The organism is Tahibacter sp. (genome assembly GCF_035481375.1).
In the GTDB taxonomy this organism is placed as follows: Bacteria; Pseudomonadota; Gammaproteobacteria; order Xanthomonadales; family Rhodanobacteraceae; genus Tahibacter.
Map to the genome: position 1 here is coordinate 1 of NZ_DATIGT010000344.1, position 21,381 is coordinate 21,381.

The 21,381-nt window shown below is 66.6% G+C and carries 19 protein-coding genes; 10 read left to right on the forward strand and 9 right to left on the reverse strand.

Features of this window, described 5'->3' with window-relative positions:
• From carB to carA, 3 genes are all read right to left on the reverse strand, one after another.
• On the reverse strand, positions 1–1,754 hold a 1,754-nt coding region (gene carB, locus VLF18_RS22735; protein WP_325281916.1), incomplete at its 3' end, for a carbamoyl-phosphate synthase large subunit.
• Positions 1,738–2,082, reverse strand: a complete 345-nt coding sequence (locus tag VLF18_RS22740; RefSeq protein ID WP_325281917.1) for a hypothetical protein — start codon at positions 2,080–2,082, stop codon at positions 1,738–1,740. The genes VLF18_RS22740 and carB, both read right to left, overlap by 17 nt.
• 6 nt (positions 2,083–2,088) lie before the next feature.
• Positions 2,089–3,228: a glutamine-hydrolyzing carbamoyl-phosphate synthase small subunit gene (carA, locus tag VLF18_RS22745; protein WP_325281918.1), complete on the reverse strand. Its 1,140-nt coding sequence runs from the start codon at positions 3,226–3,228 to the stop codon at positions 2,089–2,091.
• A 253-nt stretch (positions 3,229–3,481) separates the two neighbouring features.
• Between carA and VLF18_RS22750 the strand changes: the two genes are divergently transcribed.
• On the forward strand, positions 3,482–3,802 hold the full coding sequence (locus VLF18_RS22750) for a hypothetical protein (protein ID WP_325281919.1): 321 nt from the start codon (positions 3,482–3,484) through the stop codon (positions 3,800–3,802).
• 16 nt (positions 3,803–3,818) lie between these two features.
• On the opposite strand, the gene dapB is transcribed toward VLF18_RS22750, so the two are convergent.
• Together dapB and VLF18_RS22760 are read right to left on the reverse strand one after the other, a co-directional pair.
• Entirely contained in the window at positions 3,819–4,628 is an 810-nt protein-coding gene (gene dapB / locus VLF18_RS22755; protein ID WP_325281920.1) for a 4-hydroxy-tetrahydrodipicolinate reductase, read from the reverse strand.
• Complete coding sequence (locus tag VLF18_RS22760) at positions 4,625–4,777, reverse strand: tryptophan 7-halogenase (protein WP_325281921.1); 153 nt, start codon at positions 4,775–4,777, stop codon at positions 4,625–4,627. Before VLF18_RS22760 ends, dapB begins: the two co-directional genes overlap by 4 nt.
• A 330-nt stretch (positions 4,778–5,107) precedes the next feature.
• On the opposite strand from VLF18_RS22760, the gene VLF18_RS22765 reads away from it, so the two are divergent.
• The 5 genes from VLF18_RS22765 to VLF18_RS22785 all read left to right on the forward strand — a co-directional run bounded on the left by VLF18_RS22765 (position 5,108) and on the right by VLF18_RS22785 (position 12,820).
• Complete coding sequence (locus VLF18_RS22765; protein ID WP_325281922.1) at positions 5,108–7,546, forward strand: TonB-dependent receptor; 2,439 nt, start codon at positions 5,108–5,110, stop codon at positions 7,544–7,546.
• Positions 7,547–7,754: 208 nt separating this feature from the next.
• Positions 7,755–9,119 (forward strand): GH1 family beta-glucosidase, encoded by a 1,365-nt coding sequence (locus VLF18_RS22770; RefSeq protein WP_325281923.1) that lies wholly within the window; start codon positions 7,755–7,757, stop codon positions 9,117–9,119.
• A gap of 102 nt (positions 9,120–9,221) precedes the next feature.
• On the forward strand, positions 9,222–10,607 hold the full coding sequence (locus tag VLF18_RS22775; RefSeq protein WP_325281924.1) for a glycoside-pentoside-hexuronide (GPH):cation symporter: 1,386 nt from the start codon (positions 9,222–9,224) through the stop codon (positions 10,605–10,607).
• 262 nt (positions 10,608–10,869) lie between these two features.
• Positions 10,870–11,895, forward strand: a complete 1,026-nt coding sequence (locus tag VLF18_RS22780; protein ID WP_325281925.1) for a LacI family DNA-binding transcriptional regulator — start codon at positions 10,870–10,872, stop codon at positions 11,893–11,895.
• A gap of 4 nt (positions 11,896–11,899) precedes the next feature.
• A complete protein-coding gene (locus tag VLF18_RS22785) occupies positions 11,900–12,820 on the forward strand; it encodes an ROK family protein (RefSeq protein WP_325281926.1) in 921 nt (306 codons plus the stop codon).
• A 175-nt stretch (positions 12,821–12,995) separates the two neighbouring features.
• On the opposite strand, the gene VLF18_RS22790 is transcribed toward VLF18_RS22785, so the two are convergent.
• Positions 12,996–14,303, reverse strand: coding sequence for a serine hydrolase domain-containing protein (locus VLF18_RS22790; RefSeq protein ID WP_325281927.1), 1,308 nt, complete (start codon positions 14,301–14,303; stop codon positions 12,996–12,998).
• Between the two features lie 216 nt (positions 14,304–14,519).
• On the opposite strand from VLF18_RS22790, the gene VLF18_RS22795 reads away from it, so the two are divergent.
• On the forward strand, positions 14,520–15,032 hold the full coding sequence (locus VLF18_RS22795; RefSeq protein WP_325281928.1) for a MarR family winged helix-turn-helix transcriptional regulator: 513 nt from the start codon (positions 14,520–14,522) through the stop codon (positions 15,030–15,032).
• Positions 15,033–15,567: 535 nt separating this feature from the next.
• Here VLF18_RS22795 and VLF18_RS22800 read toward each other — a convergent pair.
• On the reverse strand, positions 15,568–17,556 hold the full coding sequence (locus tag VLF18_RS22800; RefSeq protein ID WP_325281929.1) for an SDR family oxidoreductase: 1,989 nt from the start codon (positions 17,554–17,556) through the stop codon (positions 15,568–15,570).
• Between the two features lie 303 nt (positions 17,557–17,859).
• Here VLF18_RS22800 and VLF18_RS22805 point away from each other — a divergent pair, with 303 nt between their 5' ends.
• Both VLF18_RS22805 and VLF18_RS22810 read left to right on the forward strand, forming a co-directional pair.
• Positions 17,860–18,117, forward strand: coding sequence for an acyl-CoA-binding protein (locus VLF18_RS22805; protein ID WP_325281930.1), 258 nt, complete (start codon positions 17,860–17,862; stop codon positions 18,115–18,117).
• Positions 18,118–18,158: 41 nt separating this feature from the next.
• Complete coding sequence (locus VLF18_RS22810) at positions 18,159–18,791, forward strand: TetR/AcrR family transcriptional regulator (RefSeq protein WP_325281931.1); 633 nt, start codon at positions 18,159–18,161, stop codon at positions 18,789–18,791.
• 62 nt (positions 18,792–18,853) lie between these two features.
• Here the strand turns inward: VLF18_RS22810 and VLF18_RS22815 are convergent, their stop codons facing one another.
• Positions 18,854–19,435, reverse strand: a complete 582-nt coding sequence (locus tag VLF18_RS22815) for a DUF2239 family protein (RefSeq protein ID WP_325281932.1) — start codon at positions 19,433–19,435, stop codon at positions 18,854–18,856.
• 277 nt (positions 19,436–19,712) lie between these two features.
• On the opposite strand from VLF18_RS22815, the gene ykgO reads away from it, so the two are divergent.
• On the forward strand, positions 19,713–19,838 hold the full coding sequence (gene ykgO, locus VLF18_RS22820; RefSeq protein ID WP_133821755.1) for a type B 50S ribosomal protein L36: 126 nt from the start codon (positions 19,713–19,715) through the stop codon (positions 19,836–19,838).
• A 323-nt stretch (positions 19,839–20,161) separates the two neighbouring features.
• Here the strand turns inward: ykgO and VLF18_RS22825 are convergent, their stop codons facing one another.
• Positions 20,162–21,373, reverse strand: a complete 1,212-nt coding sequence (locus VLF18_RS22825) for a DUF1501 domain-containing protein (RefSeq protein ID WP_325281933.1) — start codon at positions 21,371–21,373, stop codon at positions 20,162–20,164.
• Between the last annotated feature and the right edge of the window lie 8 nt (positions 21,374–21,381).

Genomic DNA, 21,381 nt, shown 5'->3' on the forward strand with positions numbered 1-21,381 from the left:
GCATGCACGCAGCAGTAGTCGAACTCGATGCCCTGGCCGATGCGGTTCGGGCCGCCGCCGAGCACCATGATCTTGTCGCGGCCGGTCGGCAGCGCCTCGCATTCCTGCTCATACGTGGAATACAGGTACGCGGTCGAGGTCGAGAACTCCGCGGCGCAGGAGTCCACGCGCTTGTAGACCGGGCGCACGTTGAACGCGCGGCGCAGATGGCGCACGGCGTTCTCGTCGGTGCCCACGAGCGTCGCGAGGCGCGAATCGGAAAAGCCCTTGCGCTTGAGCGCGAGCAGACGCGTGGCGTCGAGCGCGCCGAGGCCGCCCTGCTTCACGTCGGACTCGCTGCGGATCAGGTCTTCGATCTGCGCGAGGAACCAGCGGTCGATGCGCGTCAGCGCATAAATTTCCTCGAGGCTCAGGCCCGCGCGGAAGCCGTCGGCAACGTAGAACACGCGCTCCGGACCCGGCTCCTTGAGTTCGCGCTTGAGCCGCGCGACGCCCTCGACCGTGGTCAGCTCCAGGCGCGTCGGCGTCAGGCCGTCCTTGCCCGTTTCCAGACCGCGCAGCGCCTTCTGCAGCGACTCCTGGAAGCTGCGGCCGATCGCCATGACTTCGCCGACCGACTTCATCTGCGTGGTCAGGCGCGCGTCGGCGGCCGGGAATTTCTCGAACGCGAAGCGCGGAATCTTCGTGACGACGTAGTCGATCGCCGGCTCGAACGAGGCCGGGGTCAGGCCGCCGGTGATCTCGTTGCGCAGTTCGTCGAGCGTGTAGCCGACCGCGAGCTTCGCGGCGACTTTCGCGATCGGAAAGCCGGTCGCCTTCGAGGCCAGCGCGGAGGAACGCGACACGCGCGGATTCATTTCGATGACGACGACGCGGCCGTCCTCGGAATTGACGCCGAACTGCACGTTCGAGCCGCCGGTGTCGACGCCGATCTTGCGCAGCACCGCGATCGACGCATCGCGCAGGCGCTGGTATTCCTTGTCGGTCAGCGTCTGCGCCGGCGCGACCGTGATCGAGTCGCCGGTATGCACGCCCATCGGATCGAGGTTCTCGATCGAGCAGACGATGATGCAGTTGTCCGCGGTGTCGCGGACGACTTCCATCTCGAACTCCTTCCAGCCGAGCACCGATTCCTCGACGAGCACTTCGCCGACCGGCGAGAGTTCGAGGCCGCGGCTGACGATCTCGACGAACTCCTCGCGGTTGTAGGCGATGCCGCCGCCGGAACCGCCGAGCGTGAACGACGGACGGATGATGGTCGGGAAGCCGACCTTGGTCTGCGCGTCGAGCGCCTGCTCCAGCGTGCGCGCGATTTCCGCGCGCGGGCATTCGAGGCCGATGTCCTTCATCGCATGGCGAAAGAGCTCGCGGTCCTCGGCCATGCGGATGGCTTCGCGCGAGGCGCCGATCAGCTCGACGCCGTGCTTTTCGAGCACGCCGCGATCAGCGAGATCGAGCGCGCAGTTCAGCGCGGTCTGTCCGCCCATGGTCGGCAACAGCGCGTCGGGCTTTTCCTTGGCGATGATGCGCTCGACCGTGTCGGCGTTGATCGGCTCGATGTAGACCGCGTCGGCGGTCTCCGGGTCGGTCATGATCGTCGCCGGGTTGCTGTTGACGAGGATGACCTTGTAGCCCTCCTGCCGCAGCGCCTTGCAGGCCTGGGCGCCGGAATAGTCGAACTCGCAGGCCTGGCCGATGACGATGGGGCCGGCACCGATGATCAGGATGGTCTTGAGATCAGTTCGCTTTGGCACTGTCGTCTCCGGAAGTCGTGACGGGTTCGCGCGCCACTTCGACGGCGCGTACCGAGCTGGAAGGAATGTCGAGTTCGACGCCGCCGTCGCGCGGGCCGAGCTTCAGGCGCAGCGCCGTGCGCGTGTAGCGCACGAGCGTGCCGGCGCGGCGCGAGCCGAGCGTCGTGCGCACGACGATGGTTTCGCCGAGGTGACCGCCGAGCTGGTCGTAGGACACGACGGCGACGCGGCGGTCGCGGGCCAGGGCCGGATCGGTCGCGGCGAGCAGGCAGCCGCCCGCGACGACGGTCGCCAGCACGAGCCGGCGCAGGGTATCGAGCAGGGCCATCGTCGCTCAGGCCGCCGCGCGTTGGCGCGACTGCATCATCTGGATGAACGGGTCGAACACGCGGGCCACGTCCCGCGGGCCCGGACTCGCTTCGGGATGCCCCTGGAAGCCGTAGGCCGGCGCGTCGGTCAGCGCGATGCCCTGCAGAGAACCGTCGAACAGCGAGCGATGCGTCGCCGTCACGTTGGCCGGCAGCGTCTGTTCGTCGACGGCGAAGCCGTGGTTCTGGCTCGAGATCATGACGCCGCCGCTTGCGATGTCGATGACCGGATGATTCGCGCCGTGATGGCCGAACTTCATCTTGAGCGTGCGCGCGCCGGCGGCGAGGCCGAGCAGCTGATGGCCGAGGCAGATGCCGAATACCGGCAGGCGCGCCGCGACGAAATCCTTGATGGCCGCGATCGCGTAGTCGCAGGGCTCCGGATCGCCGGGGCCGTTGGACAGGAACACGCCGTCGGGCGCCAGCGCGAACACCTCGGCCGACGGCGTCTGTGCCGGCACGACCGTGACCTCGCAGCCGCGGTCGGCGAGCATGCGCAGGATGTTGTGCTTGATGCCGAAGTCGTAGGCGACGACGCGGAACGTGCCGGGCTTGCGCGCGAACGCGGTGCGGTCGAGGTCGTAGCTACCTTCGTTCCAGTCGTAGCGGCGCGTCGTGCTGACGACCTTCGCGAGATCCATTCCCTTGAGGCCCGGGAACGCGCGTGCCGCGGCGAGCGCGGCGTCGACGTCGATGGACGCGCCGGCGACGATGGCGCCGTTCTGCGCGCCGGTGTCGCGCAGGATGCGCGTGAGGCGGCGCGTATCGATGTCGCTGATCGCGACGATGCGATTGCGGACCAGATAATCGTGCAGGGTTTCGGTGGAGCGCCAATTGCTCGCGAGCAGCGGCAGGTCGCGGATCACGAGGCCGGCGGCGGCGACGGAAGCGGACTCGACGTCGACGTCATTGCATCCGGTGTTGCCGATGTGCGGATAGGTCAGCGTGACGATCTGACGCGAATACGACGGATCGGTCAGGATTTCCTGGTAGCCGGTCATGGCCGTGTTGAAGACGACCTCGCCGGTCGTCGTTCCCTCGATGCCGATGGCCGTTCCATGGAACAGGCTGCCGTCGGCGAGAGCGAGAAGTGCTGGCATGGTCATGCGGTCGCCTTATGCGTAGTGGCCCGGCACCGCCAAACTCAGGTGCGCGAAAACCCGCGGGCTGGCGCTACCAGTCCGTGGATTGGGCGGGAAAAGGGAATCGAGGCGAGGCGCGATTTTATGCGGCAGCGAACCATGTGTCCACTCGTCGCGCGTCGTCGAGACCTTGGTCGGTACGCGCCTGCGCGGCTTTTTTTCGGGAATCGGTGCACACTCGCGCCATCGCCCTGCTGCAATCGGGAGCACGCACCGTATGAATCCCGACCCGGCGCAGGCGCCGCAAGACGCATTCCGAGGCTCGCTGGCCAAGGGTGGCGGCATCGGGCTGATTGCCCTGCTCGGCGGCCATGCGGCGATGTGGTCGGTACTGCCGAGCCTGCATCCGCTGCCGGCGTTTCTCGCCTTTCTCACCGCGCCGTGGATTGCGCTGCTCACGCTCGCCGCGCATTTCCTGCGCCGGCGGGAATCGCGCACCGCGTGGGGGCTCGGCATCGCCGCGGCGATCCTCGTCGGAATCGCGCTGCTGTTGCTCGGCCTGGTCGTGCTGGTCTTTTCGCCGGGCGGCCGTCACTGACCGCCGTCGCGCCGCTTCAGTCGCCGAGCACGTCATCCATGTCATAGCGGCCCGGCTTCGCCGCCGCGAGCCAGCGCGCGGCGAGCAGCGCGCCGCGCGCGAAGATCTCGCGGTTCGCCGCACGATGCGTGAATTCGATGCGCTCGTCGTCGCTCGCGAAGATGACCGTATGCTCGCCGACGACGTCTCCGCCGCGCAGCGCATGGAAACCGATCTGACCGGGTGGCCGCGCGCCGGTCTGACCGCAGCGGCCGTGCGCGGCGACCTCATCGAGCGCAAGGCCGCGCCCTTCCGCGACCGCCTCGCCGAGCGTCAGCGCGGTGCCCGACGGCGCGTCGGCCTTGCGCCGGTGATGCATCTCGACGATCTCGCAATCCCAGTCCGGCAGCACCCTCGCCGCGACGCGCGCGAAACGGCGCATGAGCGCGACGCCGAGACTGAAATTGGACGTCCACAGCACGGGAATCGCAGCCGATGCGCGATGCATTTCACCGAGCTGATGCGGCGAAAGGCCGGTCGTGCCGCTCACGAACGCGGCGCGGCGTTCGAGCGCCAGCGCAAGCGCCGCATCGAACGCATGCGGCCCGCTGAAATCGACGAGCGCGTCGACCGTCACGTCGGGATCGAGCGCAGCGCGGAACTCGAGCTCGCCCACGCTCTCGCCGAGAATCTGGCGCAACGGCACGTCGATCAGCGCAGAACCCGGGCGCACCAGCGCGGCGGAAATGACCATGTCGCACTGCCGCGCCGCGCGCAGCACCGCCTGCCCCATGCGCCCGCTCGCGCCATGCAGCGCCACATGAATGCGGCGTCCCTCGTCGTTCATCGGATGCGTCCTGCGCAGTGGATGGCCGATTCTCGACCGACGGCGGCGCAGCAGCAACGGGATAAGACCGCGCCGCGGATCGACGGGAACGTGCCCTCGCCGACGCCGAGAATGCCGATTTCGGGCGACTCGACGAGTTGGATGCGCACGCCGCCCGGTGTCCGCAGATTGAGGGCCTTCGCGGGATGGCAGGCGCACAGCCAGCCGTTCCGCCGCCCGCGATCAATACGCCCCGCAGCAATGGTTGCAGCTCCCGATCGGTGCGCTGACGGCGCGCCGGGTCGACGCCGAGCCGCGCACCGTACGCCCGAATGACTGCGCTGTCATTTTGCGTTGCAGCAGCGGTTTTCACCGAATGACAGCGCTATCAAACTTCGATTGACAGCGCTGCCATCGGTATGCACTCTGCGTCGCCAGCGGGTAATCACAGGCGCTCGGAGACTGGCTCAGAGGGCGTCATCATCGGGAGGGGTACACCCATGTTCGTTCGCAAGACCTTGCTTCACCGTTCTATCGCCGCGGTGCTCGCGGCCAGTTCGGCCATGGCGGCGGCGCAGGGCGATGCCGGCGCAGGTTCGACGTCGGCGCCGGACGCCGGCGGCGATGCCGAGACCACTGCGCTCGACCTGGTCACGGTGACGGCGACCAAGCGCAGCACGCCGCTACAGAAGACACCGGTCGCGATCACCGCGATCAGTGCGCAGGCGCTGGACAAGGAACGCGTGATCACGGTGCAGGACATCACCAGCCTGGTACCTGGGTTTGCCGCGACCACCCAGGGCGACCACGGTGTGATCACGCTGACCCTGCGCGGCATCGGCAACGACAGCGCCAAGACCGAATACGCCGATCCGGAGGTCGCCCTGTTTGTCGACGGCATCTACACGCCGCGCGCGGAGGGTGCCGCCTCGTTGCTGCTCGATCTCGAATCGGTCGAGGTGCTGCGTGGACCGCAGGGCACGCTGTGGGGTCGCAACTCGACGGTCGGCGCGGTCAACATGCAGACGGCGAAGCCCGTGATCGGCGACAGCTCGGGGAATCTGCAGTTCGGCTTCGGCAACTACGCGCGCCTCGGCGGCCGCGGCGCCTTCAACCTACCCATCAGCGATACCTGGGCGATGCGCGTCGCCTTCGCCCACGAACAGCACGAGGGCTACGTCGAATACCAGAATCCCAGCGCACTGCTGCCTTCGGTCGAGTCGCAGCGCGCCGCCTACCTGGCGTCGGGGGGCGATCCGGCCGCGTTCCAGCCCATCAATGCCAATCTGTTCGTCGCCGGCGGCGACAAGTACAACGCGCAGAACCAGACCGCGATTCGGATCAGCAGCCTGCTCCAGCCGAGCGACGCGTTCAGCTGGAACGTGGCCTACGAATATTTCCGCGATACCGGCACGCCGAGCATGAACCTGATGCAGAAGCCGCGCGCGGGCCAGGATTTCTGGTCCGCGCTCATCGACACGGCGCCGTCGCTCGATCGCGAGGTGAACACCTTGCGCAGCCGCATGGACTGGCAGCTCAGCGACTACCTGTCGCTGTCCTACATTGCCGGCATCAGCCGCTTCGAAGGATCGGCGGATTTCGATCAGGACGGCGGCGTGCAGGTGCCGACCAGTTTCGCGACCGGCGCGACCTACCAGCAGGACCGCACCAACTATTCGGTCTATCGCAATCACAGCCACGAACTGAACCTGACCTCGAACGGCGAGAACACCGTCGACTGGATCCTCGGGCTCTACTACGCCGCCGAGAAGAACAAGATCCGTTTCGATATCCCGATCTTCAATGGCACCCAGCAGGGCACGGTCGCCTGGCAAGGCTCGTTCATCCAGCCCAAGCAGACCGTCGATTCCAAGGCCGTCTTCGGCCAGGCCACCTGGAACGTATCGGATGCATTCCGCCTGACCGGCGGCCTGCGCTACACCGATGACGCGAAGGAGAACATCGGTGGCCGCGGCTGGGGCTGGCAGGGCTACGGCAATCCCGACATTCCGCAGGTTCCGATCGCCCCGGGCACGATTCCGAGCAACGAGAACGGTTTCGGATTTGGCATCGGCGGCATCAACGACGGCCAGTACGACCACGGCCAGTTGACCTGGCTGGCGCGCGCGGACTACGACGTGGCGGCGGACTTCTTGCTCTACGCCAGCGTGTCGACGGGCTACAAGTCCGGTGGCCTGCAGGACGGCGGCGTGCCGTACCGGCACGAGGAGCTGACCAATTTCGAGATCGGTGCCAAGTCGTCCTTCCTCGATGGACAGGTGGTCTGGAACAACGCGTTCTATTACGAGGATTTCAAGGACTTCCAGCTTGCCGCGCCGATCACGTTCGTCGACGGCAGCCGCGGACTCGGCTTCTCGAACGTGAAGGGCAGCACCAAGGTCTGGGGATTCGAATCCGAACTGAATGCGCGCCTGACCGACGTCGACCGCCTGCAGTTCGTGTTCTCGGCGATTCCGCACAAGAAGCTCGGCACCCTGCCGTATGCCGGTTCCAACGACTATCAGGGCCTGCCGCCCTGCCCGGCCGAATCGGGCATCGGCAACTGTCTGGACGTCTCGGGCAACGAACTCGCACACGCCCCCGATGCCGCGTTCACCCTGGTCTACGAGCACGATTTCCGCTTCTCCAGCGGCGCGCGGCTGACTCCGCGCATCAGTACCCACTACGAGACCGAGAGCTGGCTCAGCGCATTCAACCTCGGCGACGGCGACAAGCAGTCCAGCTACACCCGCACCGATCTGAGCATGCGCTATATCAATCCGAACGGCACCTGGTACCTCGACCTCTACGTCGACAACGCCGAAGACAAGAAGGTGCGCACGAGCGCGGGCAGGACGGCCGTCGCCAGCGGCTTTGAATACGTCTCGCAATACCTGCCGCCACGAACCGTCGGGATGAATTTCGGCTTCTGGTTCTGAGCACACCCCGCGCCGCTCGTCCGATCCATCGGCAACCCGTTCCCGGCGATGACCGGAATCCGTTGATGCGCGCCTCCCCTCGGCGTCCACGGATTCCGGTCGTCGACGGCGGTGCATCGGGGCGGCGCGAATTCCCCGTCGCCTCGCCAACGGCCGGCGCAAAACCCCAGTAATCACGAGCGAGACGATGCCGAAAGACGAAAATCGAATGCCGCCCGAACGCTTCCCCGCGGATTTCCTCTGGGGTGCGGCAACCGCCGCCTACCAGATCGAGGGCGCCTGGAATGTCGATGGCAAGGGAGAATCGATCTGGGACCGCTTTGCGCACACGCCGGGCAAGGTCCGTGGCGGCGACAACGGCGACCTTGCCTGCGACAGCTACCACCGGTTCGGCGAGGACGTGGCGCTGGTCAAGGCCATGAGTCTCGACAGCTATCGCTATTCGATCGCCTGGCCGCGCGTGCAGCCCGGTGGCCGCGGCGGTCCCAACGCGAAGGGCCTGGACTACTACCGGCGGCTGACCGACTGCGTACTCGAAGCAGGCCTGCGTCCGCTGGTGACGCTGTATCACTGGGATCTGCCGCAGGAGCTCGAGGACGCCGGCGGCTGGACCCAGCGTGATACCGCCGCGCGTTTCGGCGACTACGCGGACCTGGTCGCTGCGGCACTCGGCGATCGCGTACGCCACTGGATCGTCCTCAACGAACCGAAGACCTTCACGTCGACCGGCTACTGGCTCGGCGTGCATGCGCCGGGACGACGCGATGCGCGGGGCTTCCTGCGCGCGACGCACGTCGCCAACCTCGCCCAGGGACTCGGCTTTCGCGCACTCAAGGCGCGTCGCGCGGATTGCGAAATCGGCAGTGCCTTCGATGTCGCGCCGATGTATCCGCAGTCGGACACCCTCGCGGATGCCGCCGCCGCCGAGCGCTGGCACCGCTTTCTCAACCTGTGGTTCCTGCATCCGGCCCTGCACGGCGCGTATCCGGACGGCGTGCTGCCGGTCGACGAGATCGACGCGCTGCTCGGCTTCCTGCCGGGCGATGAAATCACCATGCGCGCCGCCTTCGATTTCGTCGGCCTCAACTACTACTCGCCGTGGCTGGTGCGTCATGCACCGGGCGGCAGCGATATTCCGGGCCTGGACTGCATCGGCGAGTGGGCGAAGGGACGCGGACGCCTGCCGCGGACCGACATCGGCTGGGACATCGACGCGAACGGTTTTCGCGACATCCTCGTGCGCATGCGCGAGCATACCGGCGACCTGCCGATCGAGATCAGCGAATGCGGCGCGGCCTTCAACACCGGACCCGGCGCCGATGGCGAGATCGACGACCACGCGCGCATCGATTTCCTGCGCCAGCACCTCAAGGCCATGGCCACGGCAATGGCCGAGGGCGTACCGGTGCGGGCCTTCCATCAGTGGAGCCTGCTCGATAACTTCGAATGGGCGGAAGGCTATTCGCAGCGCTTCGGTATCGTGCACGTCGATTTCGAGCGCAACCAGACGCGTACGCTCAAGGCGTCGGGCCGATGGTTCGCCGAGGTCGCGGCCGCCAATGCCGTCGCCTGACGCGCGCCTCGCTGAAATCCGTTCGCGCGCATCGCGACACAGGCGGGACGCGCTGCGCTGCCGCTTCGCCCCGTCGTCCCCAGCCGGAGTGAACCCGAAACCATGAACGCCATCCCTCTCGCGGCACACCCGCAGCGGCTGCCGACGCGACGCTATTTCGGCTATGGGCTCGGCGATTTCGCCTTCAATTTCTACTGGCTGCCGCTGCAGGTCTTCCTTCTCAAGTACTACACCGACGTGCTCGGCCTCGCCAGCGGCGCGGCCGGCATCATCGTCATGATCTGCCTGATCTGGGACGGCCTGATCGATCCGCTGATCGGCATCGTCGCCAACAAGACGCGCACGCGCTTCGGACGCTATCGCCCGTACATGCTGTTCGGCGCGATTCCGCTGGCCGTGACTTTCAGCTTCGTGTTCCTGCCGGTGCCGTTCCACGATACCGCGCTGGTTTTGTATGCGCTGGTCACGCAGCTGTTGTTCCGCACGGTCTACGCCGCCGTCAACATCCCCTACGGCGCCATGATGGCGTCGATGACGCGCGACTCGATGGAGCGCAACTGGCTGGCCGGCGCGCGCATGCTGTTCGCCTTCAGCGGCTCGGCGGTGGTCGGCTTTGCGACACCGCGGCTGGTGGCCTGGCTCGGCATCGGCAATCCGGACTCGGCCTATTTCTGGTCGGCGGCGATCCTGTCGTCATTCGCGACGCTGATCATTTTTGCGAGCTACGGGTTGACCGAGGAACGTCTCGAACCGGTCGCCGAGCAGCAACCTCATCCGCCGCTCGGCGAACTGCTGCGCATGCTGTCCGGGAACGTGCCTTTCCTGCAGGCGGCCGCGGCGATCGCCCTGTTCGGCTTCGCCAGCACGGTCACCAGCGCGAGCCTGCCCTACTTCGTGCAGTACTACATGCGCGGCGAGCCGACCATGACCGGCGACCTCGCCAGCATGATCCCGTTCGTGCAGATGCTGGCGATCCTGCCGTGGACACTGATCAGTCGCTATACCGGCAAGCGGGCGGCATGGATCCTCGGCCTGCTCATCGCAACGGCCGCGCTCGGCGTGCTGAACCTGGTCGACAGACCGGAACCGGCCCTGGTGTTCGTGCTGGTCGGCATCACCGCGTTCGGCTCGGCCGCGATCGCCGTCAACTTCTGGTCGATCGTGCCGGATACGGTCGAATACGGCGAGTGGCGATCCGGCGTGCGCGTCGAGGGGTTCGTGTTCGGCCTGGTCACCCTGATCCAGAAGTCGGCGCTCGGCCTTTCCTCCGCCTTCGTCGGCCTCTATCTGGTCTGGATCGGCTACGTGCCGAACCAGGACCAGACGCCGTCAACGGTCGAGGGACTCAAGGTCATGTTCACGCTGTTCCCGATGTTCGGCATGCTCGCTTCGTGCGCGGTCATGCTGTTCTACCGGCTGGACGCCGGCACGCACGCGCGGCTGGTCGCCGAGATCGCCGCACGCACGCCGATGCGACCGGCTTCATGACCGATCGCGCCATGCCGGCCCAACCTCGCCCGCCTTTCTCACACCCCTTCCGCTGCGGCCACCGATACGATCGCCCTGACGCGCGCTGCTCCCTCGTGTCGACTCGACGTAGTGTCGGCTACGCCTTCGCCGCCACTCGGTCCGCGGCGCGCATCAGGACGGCGTCCCGACGGCCTCGCTACGAACGGGGGTGAGAAATGCGGGCTAGAGCTTGCCTATACAATCGGCGCAAACGGAGCGCTTCGGCGTGGAGGCCGAACCGATGAGCAAGGCGATCATCGACGATGTGGCGGCCAGGGCGGGCGTGTCCATCAAGACCGTCTCGCGCGTCGTCAATCGCGAACCCAACGTCAGGCAACCGACGCGCGAACGCGTCGAGGCGGCCATCGCCGAACTCAACTACCGGCCGCGACTGTCGGCGCGCGGCCTCGCGGCCAATCGCTCCTTCATGCTCGGCCTGATCTACGGCAAGCCCGGTGCGCACTATGTGCTCGACATCCAGGAAGGCGTGCTCGAGATGTGCCGGCCGCACGGTTACGAACTGGTCATCCATCCGGGCGAGTTCCGCGATGGCGATCTGGCCAATGAAATCTCCGAGCTGATTCTCGACCGGCGCATCGATGGCGTGCTGCTGTCGCCCCCGATCTCCGACCACATGGAGGCGATCGCACTGCTCAAGGACGCCGGCATTCCGCTGGTCCGGATCGCACCGACCATCGACAAGGCCGCGCATCCGTTCGTCGAGACGAACGATCTCGACGCCTCGTTCGAGTTGGCCGAAGTGCTGATCCGTCTCGGCCACCGCCGTATCGGCTTCATCACCGGCCATCCCGATCACCGCGCGGTCGGCCTGCGTTTCGAGGGCTATCGCAAGGCCCTGCGCGCGAACGGCATCGCCTTCCAGGGCGAGCTGGTGGTGGTCGGCGACAACCGCTTTCACGCCGGCGAGGAAGGCGCGCGCCAGTTGCTGCAGCTGGCGTCGCCGCCAACGGCAATTTTTGCCGCCAATGACGAGATGGCCGGCGGCGTGATCAAGACGGCGCTCATCCACGGTATGCGCATCCCCGAACAGCTTTCCGTGGTCGGCTTCGACGACGCGCCGATTTCGCGCCAGGTCTGGCCGTCGATCAGCACGATCCAGCAGCCGATCCGCGACATGGCCAAGACCGCGACCAGCATCCTGCTCGACCAGTTGCGTGCCAGCGAGGCCGGGCAACATCCGAGCATGCATCCGGCCCGACTCGTGCTGCGCGAATCGATCGCGCCGCCGCCGGCCGGCAAGGCCTGAGGCCGTGGCGACCCGGATCATCGCCAGTTTCGATATCGGCGGCACCAACATGCGCGCGGCGGTGGTCGCCGTCGACGGTCGCCGTGCCGAAGTGCTCGAGCAGCAGCGCCGGCCGACACCGAGCCACCTGCTCGCCCCGGCCGTGACCGCGCGCGAGCGGCTCGACGACGTGATCGACTTTATGGTTGCCTTCGCCGAGCAGGCCCGCCGGCGTGCGCACGCCGAAGCGGTGGCCGCGGCCTTTCCCGGCCCGCTCGATGCGCAGGGGCGCGTCGCCGCGCTGCCGACCCTGTGGGGCAGCGAAGGCGCGAGCCTGTGCCCACTGGCGCTCGACCGGCTGCTCGCCGAGCGCCTGCCGGGCCTGCCGGTGCGCATCTACAACGACGTCAGCGCAGCCGGTTTCCGTTTCGTCGCCGAGCATCCCGATTTCGCCCTGTTCACGCTCGGAAGCGGTGTCGGCCTCAAGGTGTTCATCGACGGCCAGCCACAGGTGGGTCCGCACGGCCGCGGCGGCGAACTGACCCACATGGTTTTCGACGCATCAGTCCACGCACCGCTGTGCGACTGTGGCGGCCGCGGTCATCTGGGCGCACTGGCGTCCGGTCGCGCCTGGCAGCGTCGCGTCGAACACGTCGGAAGCGAAGGTCCAGCGATCGAACTCGATGCCTTCGCCGAACCGCTGGCGCGAGCGGTCGCCATGATCCACTACACACTCGGCATGGAAAGGTTCCTGTTCGCCGGCGGCCTGGCCGAAGGGCTCGGTGAACCGCTGCGAGCGGCGATCGTCCGCCGCCTTCCCGCGCAGGGCTGGCAGCAGGGCCAGGACTGGAACGCGATGATCCGACTCGCCCCGGCCGACGATGCGCATGCGCTGATTGGCGGCGCGCTCGCGTTTGCCGGCGAACCGGCACCGATCACCGGCTGACGGCGTGCGCGCTCCGTCCGGTATTCAGGGCGTGCCCTGACCGGGCGCGCCGGAGCCCGTGTTGGGCGAAACTCTGCGGCGATTGGCCGGAAAGCGCCGGAATTGCGGACAAGTAAATTAGTTTACTTTGACGCACCCACCCGGTCGTCGACGCGCCCTGAGCAAACCGACCTCGTCAGCCGCCGAGCGGCAGTCGCGCACCGATGAAGTCCGCCACGTTCACGGCATGCGGATGACCGCGGTTGGACAGGACGACGGTCCGATAGTCCGAGTCGGGATAGATCGCGAAATCCGCGTTGACGCCCGGCGCGCTGCCGCCGTGTCCGTAGTATGGCGCCCCGTTGCGCGCGCCTACGCGCAGGCCGAGCGACCAGTGCGCGCTGCCCGCCGCAATACGCGCCCGCGTCAGCAGGTCGAGATGCGCGGCGTCGAGCAACCGCCTTTCACTCAGCGCGACAGCGAAACGCTGCAAATCGTCGAGCGTCGAATAGCCGCCGCCCGCGGGCAGGCCCACGTAGTACGGCAGCGGCTTCAGGCCGGTTTCGGCGGCACCGGTACACGGTTGGGCCGTGTTCGGCCCGGTAGCCACCGCCGACGTCGATCGCATGCCGGCAACCTTGAAGACGTGCGCATCGAGGTACGCGTCCCATGACTTGCCGGAGAGCTCCTCGACGATGGCGCCGAGCAGGATGAAGCCGAAATTGCTGTAGCCCCAGCGCGATCCCGGCGGAAACAGCGTGTCGCGCTTGCCGAAACGACGGACGAAATCGCCTGGCGTGCGCAGTTGCGCTTGATGCGCGTCGTAATCGGCTCCGAAAAAGTCGCCGGTGCCGCCACTGTGCGTCAGCAGGTGTTCGACCGTCACCTGCCGCGCGAGCGGCGTGTCCGGATACGAGGGCAGCAGCGCCGCGACGGTGTCCGTCAGGCGCAGCTCGCCGTCCTGGATCAGCTGGAGCGCCGAAACGGCAGTGAACATCTTTCCCATGGAACCGATGCAGAAACGGGTATGCGCCGTGACGGCGACGGCCGGGGCGACGCTGCGCGCGCCATAGGCCTCGCGAAACAGGACCGTACCGCCTTTCGCGACCAGCACGGCGCCAGAAAACCGGCCGCCCGCCGCTTCGGCGCGAAGCTTGCCGCGCAGCTCGGCCAGCGCTTCCCGTTCGCTGCGGCGACGCACCGTGAAACCGGCCGGCGGCGGCGCGGGGAGAAACGACAGGTCGTCGATCCGGTCGGCACCGATCGTGAGCACCGCTTTCGAAAAACGATCCCAGTTGCGGTCGCGCAGCCAGGCCGTGATTTCGCGCGGCGCGGTTTCCTCGCTCCGCAGCAAGGTGAAGCCGCCGGTGGCCTCGCGAAGACCGAGGTCGTCGTCGAGGTAGGGAACGAGCGTCGGGATATGTGCACGCACGAAGTCGGCATATGTGCCGGCGCGCCTGCTGTTGAACGCGGCGAGCCATCGTTCGAGCCATTGCGGAGGCACCGCTGTTGCCCGCTTGCCGTCCTCCGCTTGCGCCAACGACGGCGGCAGACATGCCAGCGCGAGCGCAGCGCCCAGGAAACGACGTCGGTTCGCCATCACTTCGAATCCCCTTGCCCTGATGATCGCCGCCACAGCCGTGGCAGCAAAGCGGTTGCGGCAGACTAGTTAGGCGCCTACCATTCTGTCAATCGATCGGTCAAAGGTCTTCTGCAAGCGATGGACTACACGAAGAGCATGGGAGGAGCGGCACTTGGCGCACGCTTGCGCAGGCTGTCCGACGCGGTCGATCGCGACGCGACCCGCGCATACGCCACGCTGGGCATCACGTTCGAGCAGCGGTGGTTCGGCGTGCTCAACCAGCTCGCGCTCAACGGCCCGATGACGGTCAGCGAACTGGCGGCCACGCTGCGCATCACCCGTGCCTCGGTGAGCCAGACGCGGCAGTCGCTCGAGGAGGCCGGCATCGTCACGACAAAAGACCACCCGTCGGATGCCCGGCAACGCCACCTCGTGCTGAGCAGAACCGGGACGGCGCTGATCCGGCGCCTGAGGCCACTGTGGCAAGCCATGGACGCTGCCGCGCTCGACGTGAATGCAGCGGCCGGCGACGCGGCGGCGGCGCTCGACCGCCTCGAAGCGGTGCTGACGCAGCAATCGATGTTCGACCGGATCGTCGAAAAGCTCTCGGACAACGGCGGGAACGCAAAATTTCGGCGCGCAAAATCCTAGTGGCTGCAACTCCCAATCGACATGGCTGGCTGCCGCGCCGGGCCGGCTTCTCATTCGGCCAGCTGTAGATCGGCAGGTAGCGCTGCTCGGAGCTTCACTCCGAAGCGGCGCCCGACGCGACCAGTTCTTCGCCATTTACTGACGATTTTTCGCCACAGGCCACCCGTCGATGAACGACCAGCCTTAGCGGTCCGGTTGCGCACCCGCCGCCGCGAGGACGGACCTCGTCGGCCGAGGCGCGGATCGCGATTCACGACTGCACCTGGCCTCGCATGACGAAGCGTATACCGCGCGTCGCAGCGCAACTCGCTGCCGAGCCGGTCAAGGGGTTGCCATCGGACCGACCGATGTCGCCTTCCTCGCCTGGGCGGCAATACGGCACAGCGACCGCACCGTTCGGGCGTCCGTTTGACCGGCGAAGGGTTCGGCGCTTTCGTCGCTTCGCCCCATCGATCTTCGGACGGCCCGATGCGCCGGCCCAGGGTGAACCTTGCCCGTCAGTCGCCACGCAGCGAACTGCGTGGCCCGCGACAATTTACCAATGTACTCCACGCATCAGTGCGGCCACGGCGATCTGCTCGTTCGTCGGCTGTTCGAGCTCCGCCCTGCCCGCCATGCCCTTGGCGGCCGCGGAATCCGGGAACAGGCGGAATGCGGAGTTCATGATGATCTCGTACGCGCGCGGCGCGAGCGCGTAGAGGATCGAGGCGAAGATGCCGAGCCGCGTCGCGATGCGCACGGGTCGTTCGACGATCGCTTCGACGACGAGGTCGGCAGCCTCGTCGGGCGACAGCGTCGGCACGTGGTCGTACATCTTCGTCGGCGCGATCATCGGCGTCTTCACGAGCGGCATGTTGATCGTCGTGAAGCTGATGCCGAGGTCGGAGTATTCGGCCTGTGCGCAGCGCGAGAACGCGTCGAGCGCCGCCTTCGACGCGACATAGGCGGAAAAGCGCGGTGCGTTCGTCAGCACGCCGATCGAGGAGATGTTGATGATGTGCCCGCGCCGCCGTTCCGTCATCGACGGCAGGAAGCCCATGATCAGCCGCAGCGCGCCGAAGTAGTTGAGCTGCATCGTGCGCTCGAAATCGTGGAAGCGGTCGAAGCTCAGCGCGATCGAGCGGCGGATCGAGCGGCCCGCGTTGTTGACGAGCACGTCGACGCCGCCGTGGTCGGCCACGACCTGCTTCACGAACGCGTCGCAGCTCGCCAGGTCGGAGAGATCGACGACGTAGGTGGAGCAGGTACCGCCGGCCGCTTCGATTTCCTTCTTCGCCGCGGCGAGCTCTTCCTCGCCGCGCGCGCAGATGACGACCTTGGCGCCGGCCGCGGCGATCTTCAGCGCGACCGCCTTGCCGATACCCGAGGAACCGCCGGTCACGACGACGACGCGGTTCTTGACCTTGCCGCTCAGCGAGTGATCGACGAACAGATCCGGGTCGAGATGACGCTCCCAGTAGTCCCAGATGCGCCAGGCGTAGTCCTCGAGCTTGGGCAGCTTGATCTTCGAGCCCTTCAGCGCACGCTCGGTCTCCCGGCAGTCAAAGCGCGTCGGATAGTTGATGAACTTCATGACTTCGCGCGGGATGCCGAAGTCGCGCAGGATCACGTTGGTGAAGCGCTTGATCGGCGGCAGGCTGCCGAGCGCCGCGCGGATGCCCTGCGGAATGAAGGCGAACATGCGGGCGTCGAGGCGCATCGTCATCTGCGGCGCATGACCGGCGCGCGCGAAGATGTTCAGCACCTCGCCGATGCGCCGCGGCGCCGGATCGGTCAGGTGGAAGCAATGCCCGTCGAGGCCGGCCTTGTGCGCGATGTGGTCCATTGCGCTCGCGACCCAGTCCACCGGCACGAGGTTCAGGCGTCCGCCCTCCAGGCCGACGGTCGGCACCCACGGCGGCAGCGTCTGACGGAGCTTCTTGATGAGACGGAAGAAATAGTAGGGCCCGTCGATCTTGTCCATCTCGCCGTTGGACGAATTGCCGATGACGATGCCGGGACGATAGATGCGCCACGGGCGCCGGTATTCCTTGCGCACGAGGCCTTCGGAATCGTGCTTGGTGCGGAAGTACGGGTTATCGAGATCCTCGGCCTCGTCGAACATGTCCTCGCGGAACACGCCGGGATACAGACCTGCCGCTGCAATGGAACTCGTGTGATGGAAGCAGCCGGCCTTGACCGCGTCGGCAAGCTCCATCGCATGACGCGTGCCGTCCATGTTCGCGACGTGCTGGCTTTCGGCGTCGGCCGCCAGATCGTACAAAGCCGCAAGATGGAAAAAATGCTGGACCTTGCCGGTCAGCGTCTTCAGCAGCGCCGGCGTCACGCCGAGCCGCGGCTTGGACAGGTCGCCGGTCACCGCGACCAGACGCTTCTCGTCCGCGCCGAGGCTTTCCCTGAGCTGCTCGAACTTGTCGGCGGAGCCTTTGCGCACGAGGCAGTAGATCGTGCCCTTGCGCTCGAGCAGATTGGCGACGAGATGACGACCGATGAAGCCGGTGGCACCGGTGACGAAATAGGTCATTCGTTTCCCCTTGCGATGTCGCGCCGGCTGCGCGGCGCGTCTGATCGGGCATGTCGCCCCGCGATGATGAGCGGACGCGCTGCGGAAACCGGCACGCATGCCGGCCTTCGATGCGCACTGCTCTGCCTCGTTGCTCTCCTTCCGGGCCATAAGATAGTCCCGCTGCGGGGCGCTTTCCAAGCGGGTTTCAAACGCATGATTGAGCACGTCCCGCATCGCGTTGACCGTCCCGGGAACGCGTGATACAAGCTCGCATTCACCGCACGCGCAGATGCGGAAAACCGATCACCCCGAGAGCGAACCATGTCCGACCTGACGAGCAAATTCGAGGAAGCGGCGAAGAAGGCGATGAACCTTCCGGAGCGCCCCGACAACGACACGCTGCTGAAACTCTATGCGTTGTACAAGCAAGGCTCGGTCGGCGACGTGTCCGGCCCCAAGCCCGGCTTCTTCGATTTCGTCGGCACCGCCAAGTACGAAGCCTGGGCCAAGCTCAAGGGCACGAAGAACGAAGAGGCGATGCAGAAGTACGTCGACCTCGTGAAGAAGCTCGGCGGTTGAATGCCTAGTCCTGCGTTGCGCGAACTGCGCGGAGATCGTTGATGGCCCGTCGTACGCGCGAGCGCATCCTCGAGATCGCCCTGGTGATGTTCAACTCCCAGGGCGAGCCCAACGTAACGACGAACCACATTGCCGACGAGCTCGAGATCAGCCCGGGCAATCTCTACTATCACTTCCGCAACAAGGATGACATCGTCGAGCAGCTGTTCGCCGCGTACGAAACGCGCATGGACGAAGCACTGCGCGTGCCGCAGGAACGCCTGCCGAATCTCGAGGACATCTGGATGCAGTTGCATCGGGTCTTCGAGTGCATGTGGGACTACCGGTTTCTGTATCGCGACCTCGTCGACATCCTGTCGCGCAACCGCAAGCTGAAGCTGCATTTCGGCCGCATGCTCAATCGCGCCGCGAACAGCGCGTCGGAAGTGCTCAAGGGTCTCGCCCAGGCCGAGATCATGCGCGCGACCGCCGACGAGATCCGCGCGAGCGCCGAGAACGTGCTGCTGCTGACGACGTTCTGGCTGAACTTCAACGCCGTGCGCAATTCGCGCGTCGACCCGAACCAGGAAGACCTTAACCAGGGCATCTATCAGGTCATGCTGCTGATCGCGCCGTTCCTGCGCGACGCCGAACGCCTGCACCTGAATACGCTGGCTCAGGCCTATCGGCGCTGATCTATCTCTCCCTCCTCTTCACGGGCAGGATTGGGTGAGGAGGGGTGTCGGCACGGCAAGCGTCATCGCTCAACCGCCGCGCTCAACGCCGGCATCGCGAGCACGCGCGCGTGTTCGCGCACGTCGACCGGCCAGCTCGCGGTGTGCTCGGCGAAACGCAGCGCATCGCCCGCGAACAGGGCGCGCAGCGCTTCCTCGAAACCTTCGGCGTTGCCGGCCATCGCGGTCATGAACCGGTGCGCGGATTCCTGCGCGCGCCGCCGGGTCGTGCCGGTATCGGCCTGCCGCGCCTGTTCGACGAGCCGGCGCAGCGTGACAGACGCGCCGCCGCGCTGCTCGCCCAGCCACTCCCAGTGACGCGGCAGCAGTGTGACCTCGCGCGCGACGACGCCGAGCTTCGGCCGTCCGCGCCCGGCGGGCACCGGCTCGGCCGGCGCGATGCGTAGTCGCGCAGCGACTTCCTCGGCCGTACCGCGCCAGTCGATGTCGATGGGCTTGCTGCTTTCGGCGTCGAAGACCTGCGCTTCCGCGGCGTGCTCGCCGAGCTGTTCGCGTGCGTCGCGCGCGGCTTCGGCGACGGGACCCGCGGCAATGCGGCGGGACTGGTGAAACACGATGCAATAGATAGGACTGAGCGGGTGCATGGTGGGCTCCGGTTCGGGAGCTTGAATTTACCCGGGCGATAATTGGATTGCAATAACGTCCGGGTAAAAAATGGTGGTAGGTAGGAACTGGAGAAGGCAGGCCAGCGGAGTAACGCCCGCCACTCTGGTTCCTGCCTATTTCCCCTCTAGTCGCTGACCTGCTCCACTGGCTACCATGCGCGCCGCACGTCCGCCACCCTCGCCGCCTCTTGGCAAACCGGCCGCGGCGCTGCTATTCTCGCGCGTCTTTGTGCAAGCTGTTTCGAGGAGCTCTCCCATGAAAGTACTGAATTCGCTGAAGTCCGCGAAGCAGCGTCACCGCGACTGCAAGGTCGTGCGCCGCCGCGGCAAGGTGTTCGTGATCTGCAAGAGCAACCCGCGCTTCAAGGCGCGTCAGCGCTGAGATCGCGGCGCAAGCCGAATGCAAAAAGGGCCGCTCGTGCGGCCCTTTGCTTTTCCGAGGATTGAAGCCGCTCATGTGGCCCTTTGCTTTTGTGGCGTTGCCCTTGCGCTCTTCTGACGCACACCGGGCGACAGTCGAAACGGCTCCGGCCGACTTTTCCTCCGGCATGCGTTCTTGCGGCGGAATCACCTCGACGTTGGGGTTCGCCCCTTGGGCTCACTGCCAACCTGCCGATGTCATGCGTAGGTTGGCAGTGAGCCGCAGGCGAATCTCGACGTCGAGGCGGTCACCCACGCTACAGACTTCCCTTTCGTACCGCCCCGCTACGCCCGGAACATGCCGAGCTCGCGCGGATCGGTGTATCCCGGGAACACGTCGGCGAGCGCGGTCTCGCCGCGGCGCTTGCGCAGCAGTTCGCGCAGCACGACACGGTAGTCGGTCGTGATCGCGAGATCGCCGTCGGCGAGGTCGGCTTCGTCGAGGCCGGGCCAGTCCGCATAGACGTTGCCGCCGAGCACGCCGCCGCCGAGCGCGAACAGGCAGTTCGCCGAGCCGTGATCGGTGCCGCCCGACGCGTTCGGCACGACGCGGCGGCCGAACTCGCTCATGCTGATCAGCACGACGCGGTTCATCGCGCTGCCGAGATCGGCTCGGAAGGCGGCAATCCCCTGCGCGAATTCCGACAGCAGCGGCGTGAGGCGATTGAGCTCGTCGTCGTGGTGGTCCCAGCCGCCGATGTCCACGGTCGCGACCTCGAGACCCATATTGGATTTGATCAGCTGCGCGACCTGCAGCAGCTCGTTGCCGAACGGCGTCGCCGGATAGTTCGCGCCGTTGGCCGGCGGGTATTGCCCGGGGTCGGCATTGCGCAGATCCGTCATCGCGCTGAACGCGGTCTGCGCCACGGCGTCGAGGCCGGTCGAGCCGGGATGCAGCAATCGCAAAGTTTCCCCGAGTTCGTCGATGCGCGGCGAGTCCGTATGCAGCGCGAACTCGTCGAACGGCCCCATGCCGAGCACGGGCGCCGGCCCCGAAAGCGAGCGCTGCACCGCCGTGCCGAAACCCACGCCCTGAAAGTCGGCGGCAGGTCCGCGGGACACCAGATGGCGATTGAGCCATCCGCTCGAGAGACCGGAGCCGTCGAAAACGGCACGCTCGATCAGGTTCTGACACGAAAAATGCGAGCGATTGTTGGTCGGCGCGCCGACCGCGTGCACCAGCGCGAGTTCGCCGGCCTGATAGAGCGGCAGCAGCGGCTGCATCGACGGATGCAGGCCGAAACGCGTCTGCCCCGGCAGGTCTAGCGCATCGGCTTCCGAGATCGAGACGGTGCGTCGCCGGTCGTAGTAGGCGCTGTCGCCGCAGGGCACGACGACGTTGAGACCGTCCATGCCGCCGCGCTGGAACAGCACGACCAGGACGTCGTAAGGCCGTGCCCCGGTTTGTGCGAACACGAGCCTCGACGACAGCAGCGGCAAGGTGCCGGCGACGCCGGCGGCCTTGAGGAAATGGCGGCGGGATTGATTGATGGGCATGGCGATCT

What these genes read in the sequence shown, in the direction of transcription:
- VLF18_RS22815 (WP_325281932.1), bottom strand. Translation starts at nt 19,435, where the DNA reads ATGCACCCGCTCAGTCCTATCTATTGCATCGTGTTTCACCAGTCCCGC.
- VLF18_RS22765 (WP_325281922.1), top strand. Translation starts at nt 5,108, where the DNA reads ATGTTCGTTCGCAAGACCTTGCTTCACCGTTCTATCGCCGCGGTGCTC.
- VLF18_RS22825 (WP_325281933.1), bottom strand. Translation starts at nt 21,373, where the DNA reads ATGCCCATCAATCAATCCCGCCGCCATTTCCTCAAGGCCGCCGGCGTC.
- carA (WP_325281918.1), bottom strand. Translation starts at nt 3,228, where the DNA reads ATGACCATGCCAGCACTTCTCGCTCTCGCCGACGGCAGCCTGTTCCAT.
- VLF18_RS22750 (WP_325281919.1), top strand. Translation starts at nt 3,482, where the DNA reads ATGAATCCCGACCCGGCGCAGGCGCCGCAAGACGCATTCCGAGGCTCG.
- ykgO (WP_133821755.1), top strand. Translation starts at nt 19,713, where the DNA reads ATGAAAGTACTGAATTCGCTGAAGTCCGCGAAGCAGCGTCACCGCGAC.
- VLF18_RS22800 (WP_325281929.1), bottom strand. Translation starts at nt 17,556, where the DNA reads ATGACCTATTTCGTCACCGGTGCCACCGGCTTCATCGGTCGTCATCTC.
- VLF18_RS22740 (WP_325281917.1), bottom strand. Translation starts at nt 2,082, where the DNA reads ATGGCCCTGCTCGATACCCTGCGCCGGCTCGTGCTGGCGACCGTCGTC.
- VLF18_RS22810 (WP_325281931.1), top strand. Translation starts at nt 18,159, where the DNA reads ATGGCCCGTCGTACGCGCGAGCGCATCCTCGAGATCGCCCTGGTGATG.
- VLF18_RS22770 (WP_325281923.1), top strand. Translation starts at nt 7,755, where the DNA reads ATGCCGCCCGAACGCTTCCCCGCGGATTTCCTCTGGGGTGCGGCAACC.
- VLF18_RS22805 (WP_325281930.1), top strand. Translation starts at nt 17,860, where the DNA reads ATGTCCGACCTGACGAGCAAATTCGAGGAAGCGGCGAAGAAGGCGATG.
- VLF18_RS22795 (WP_325281928.1), top strand. Translation starts at nt 14,520, where the DNA reads ATGGACTACACGAAGAGCATGGGAGGAGCGGCACTTGGCGCACGCTTG.
- VLF18_RS22780 (WP_325281925.1), top strand. Translation starts at nt 10,870, where the DNA reads ATGAGCAAGGCGATCATCGACGATGTGGCGGCCAGGGCGGGCGTGTCC.
- VLF18_RS22775 (WP_325281924.1), top strand. Translation starts at nt 9,222, where the DNA reads ATGAACGCCATCCCTCTCGCGGCACACCCGCAGCGGCTGCCGACGCGA.
- dapB (WP_325281920.1), bottom strand. Translation starts at nt 4,628, where the DNA reads ATGAACGACGAGGGACGCCGCATTCATGTGGCGCTGCATGGCGCGAGC.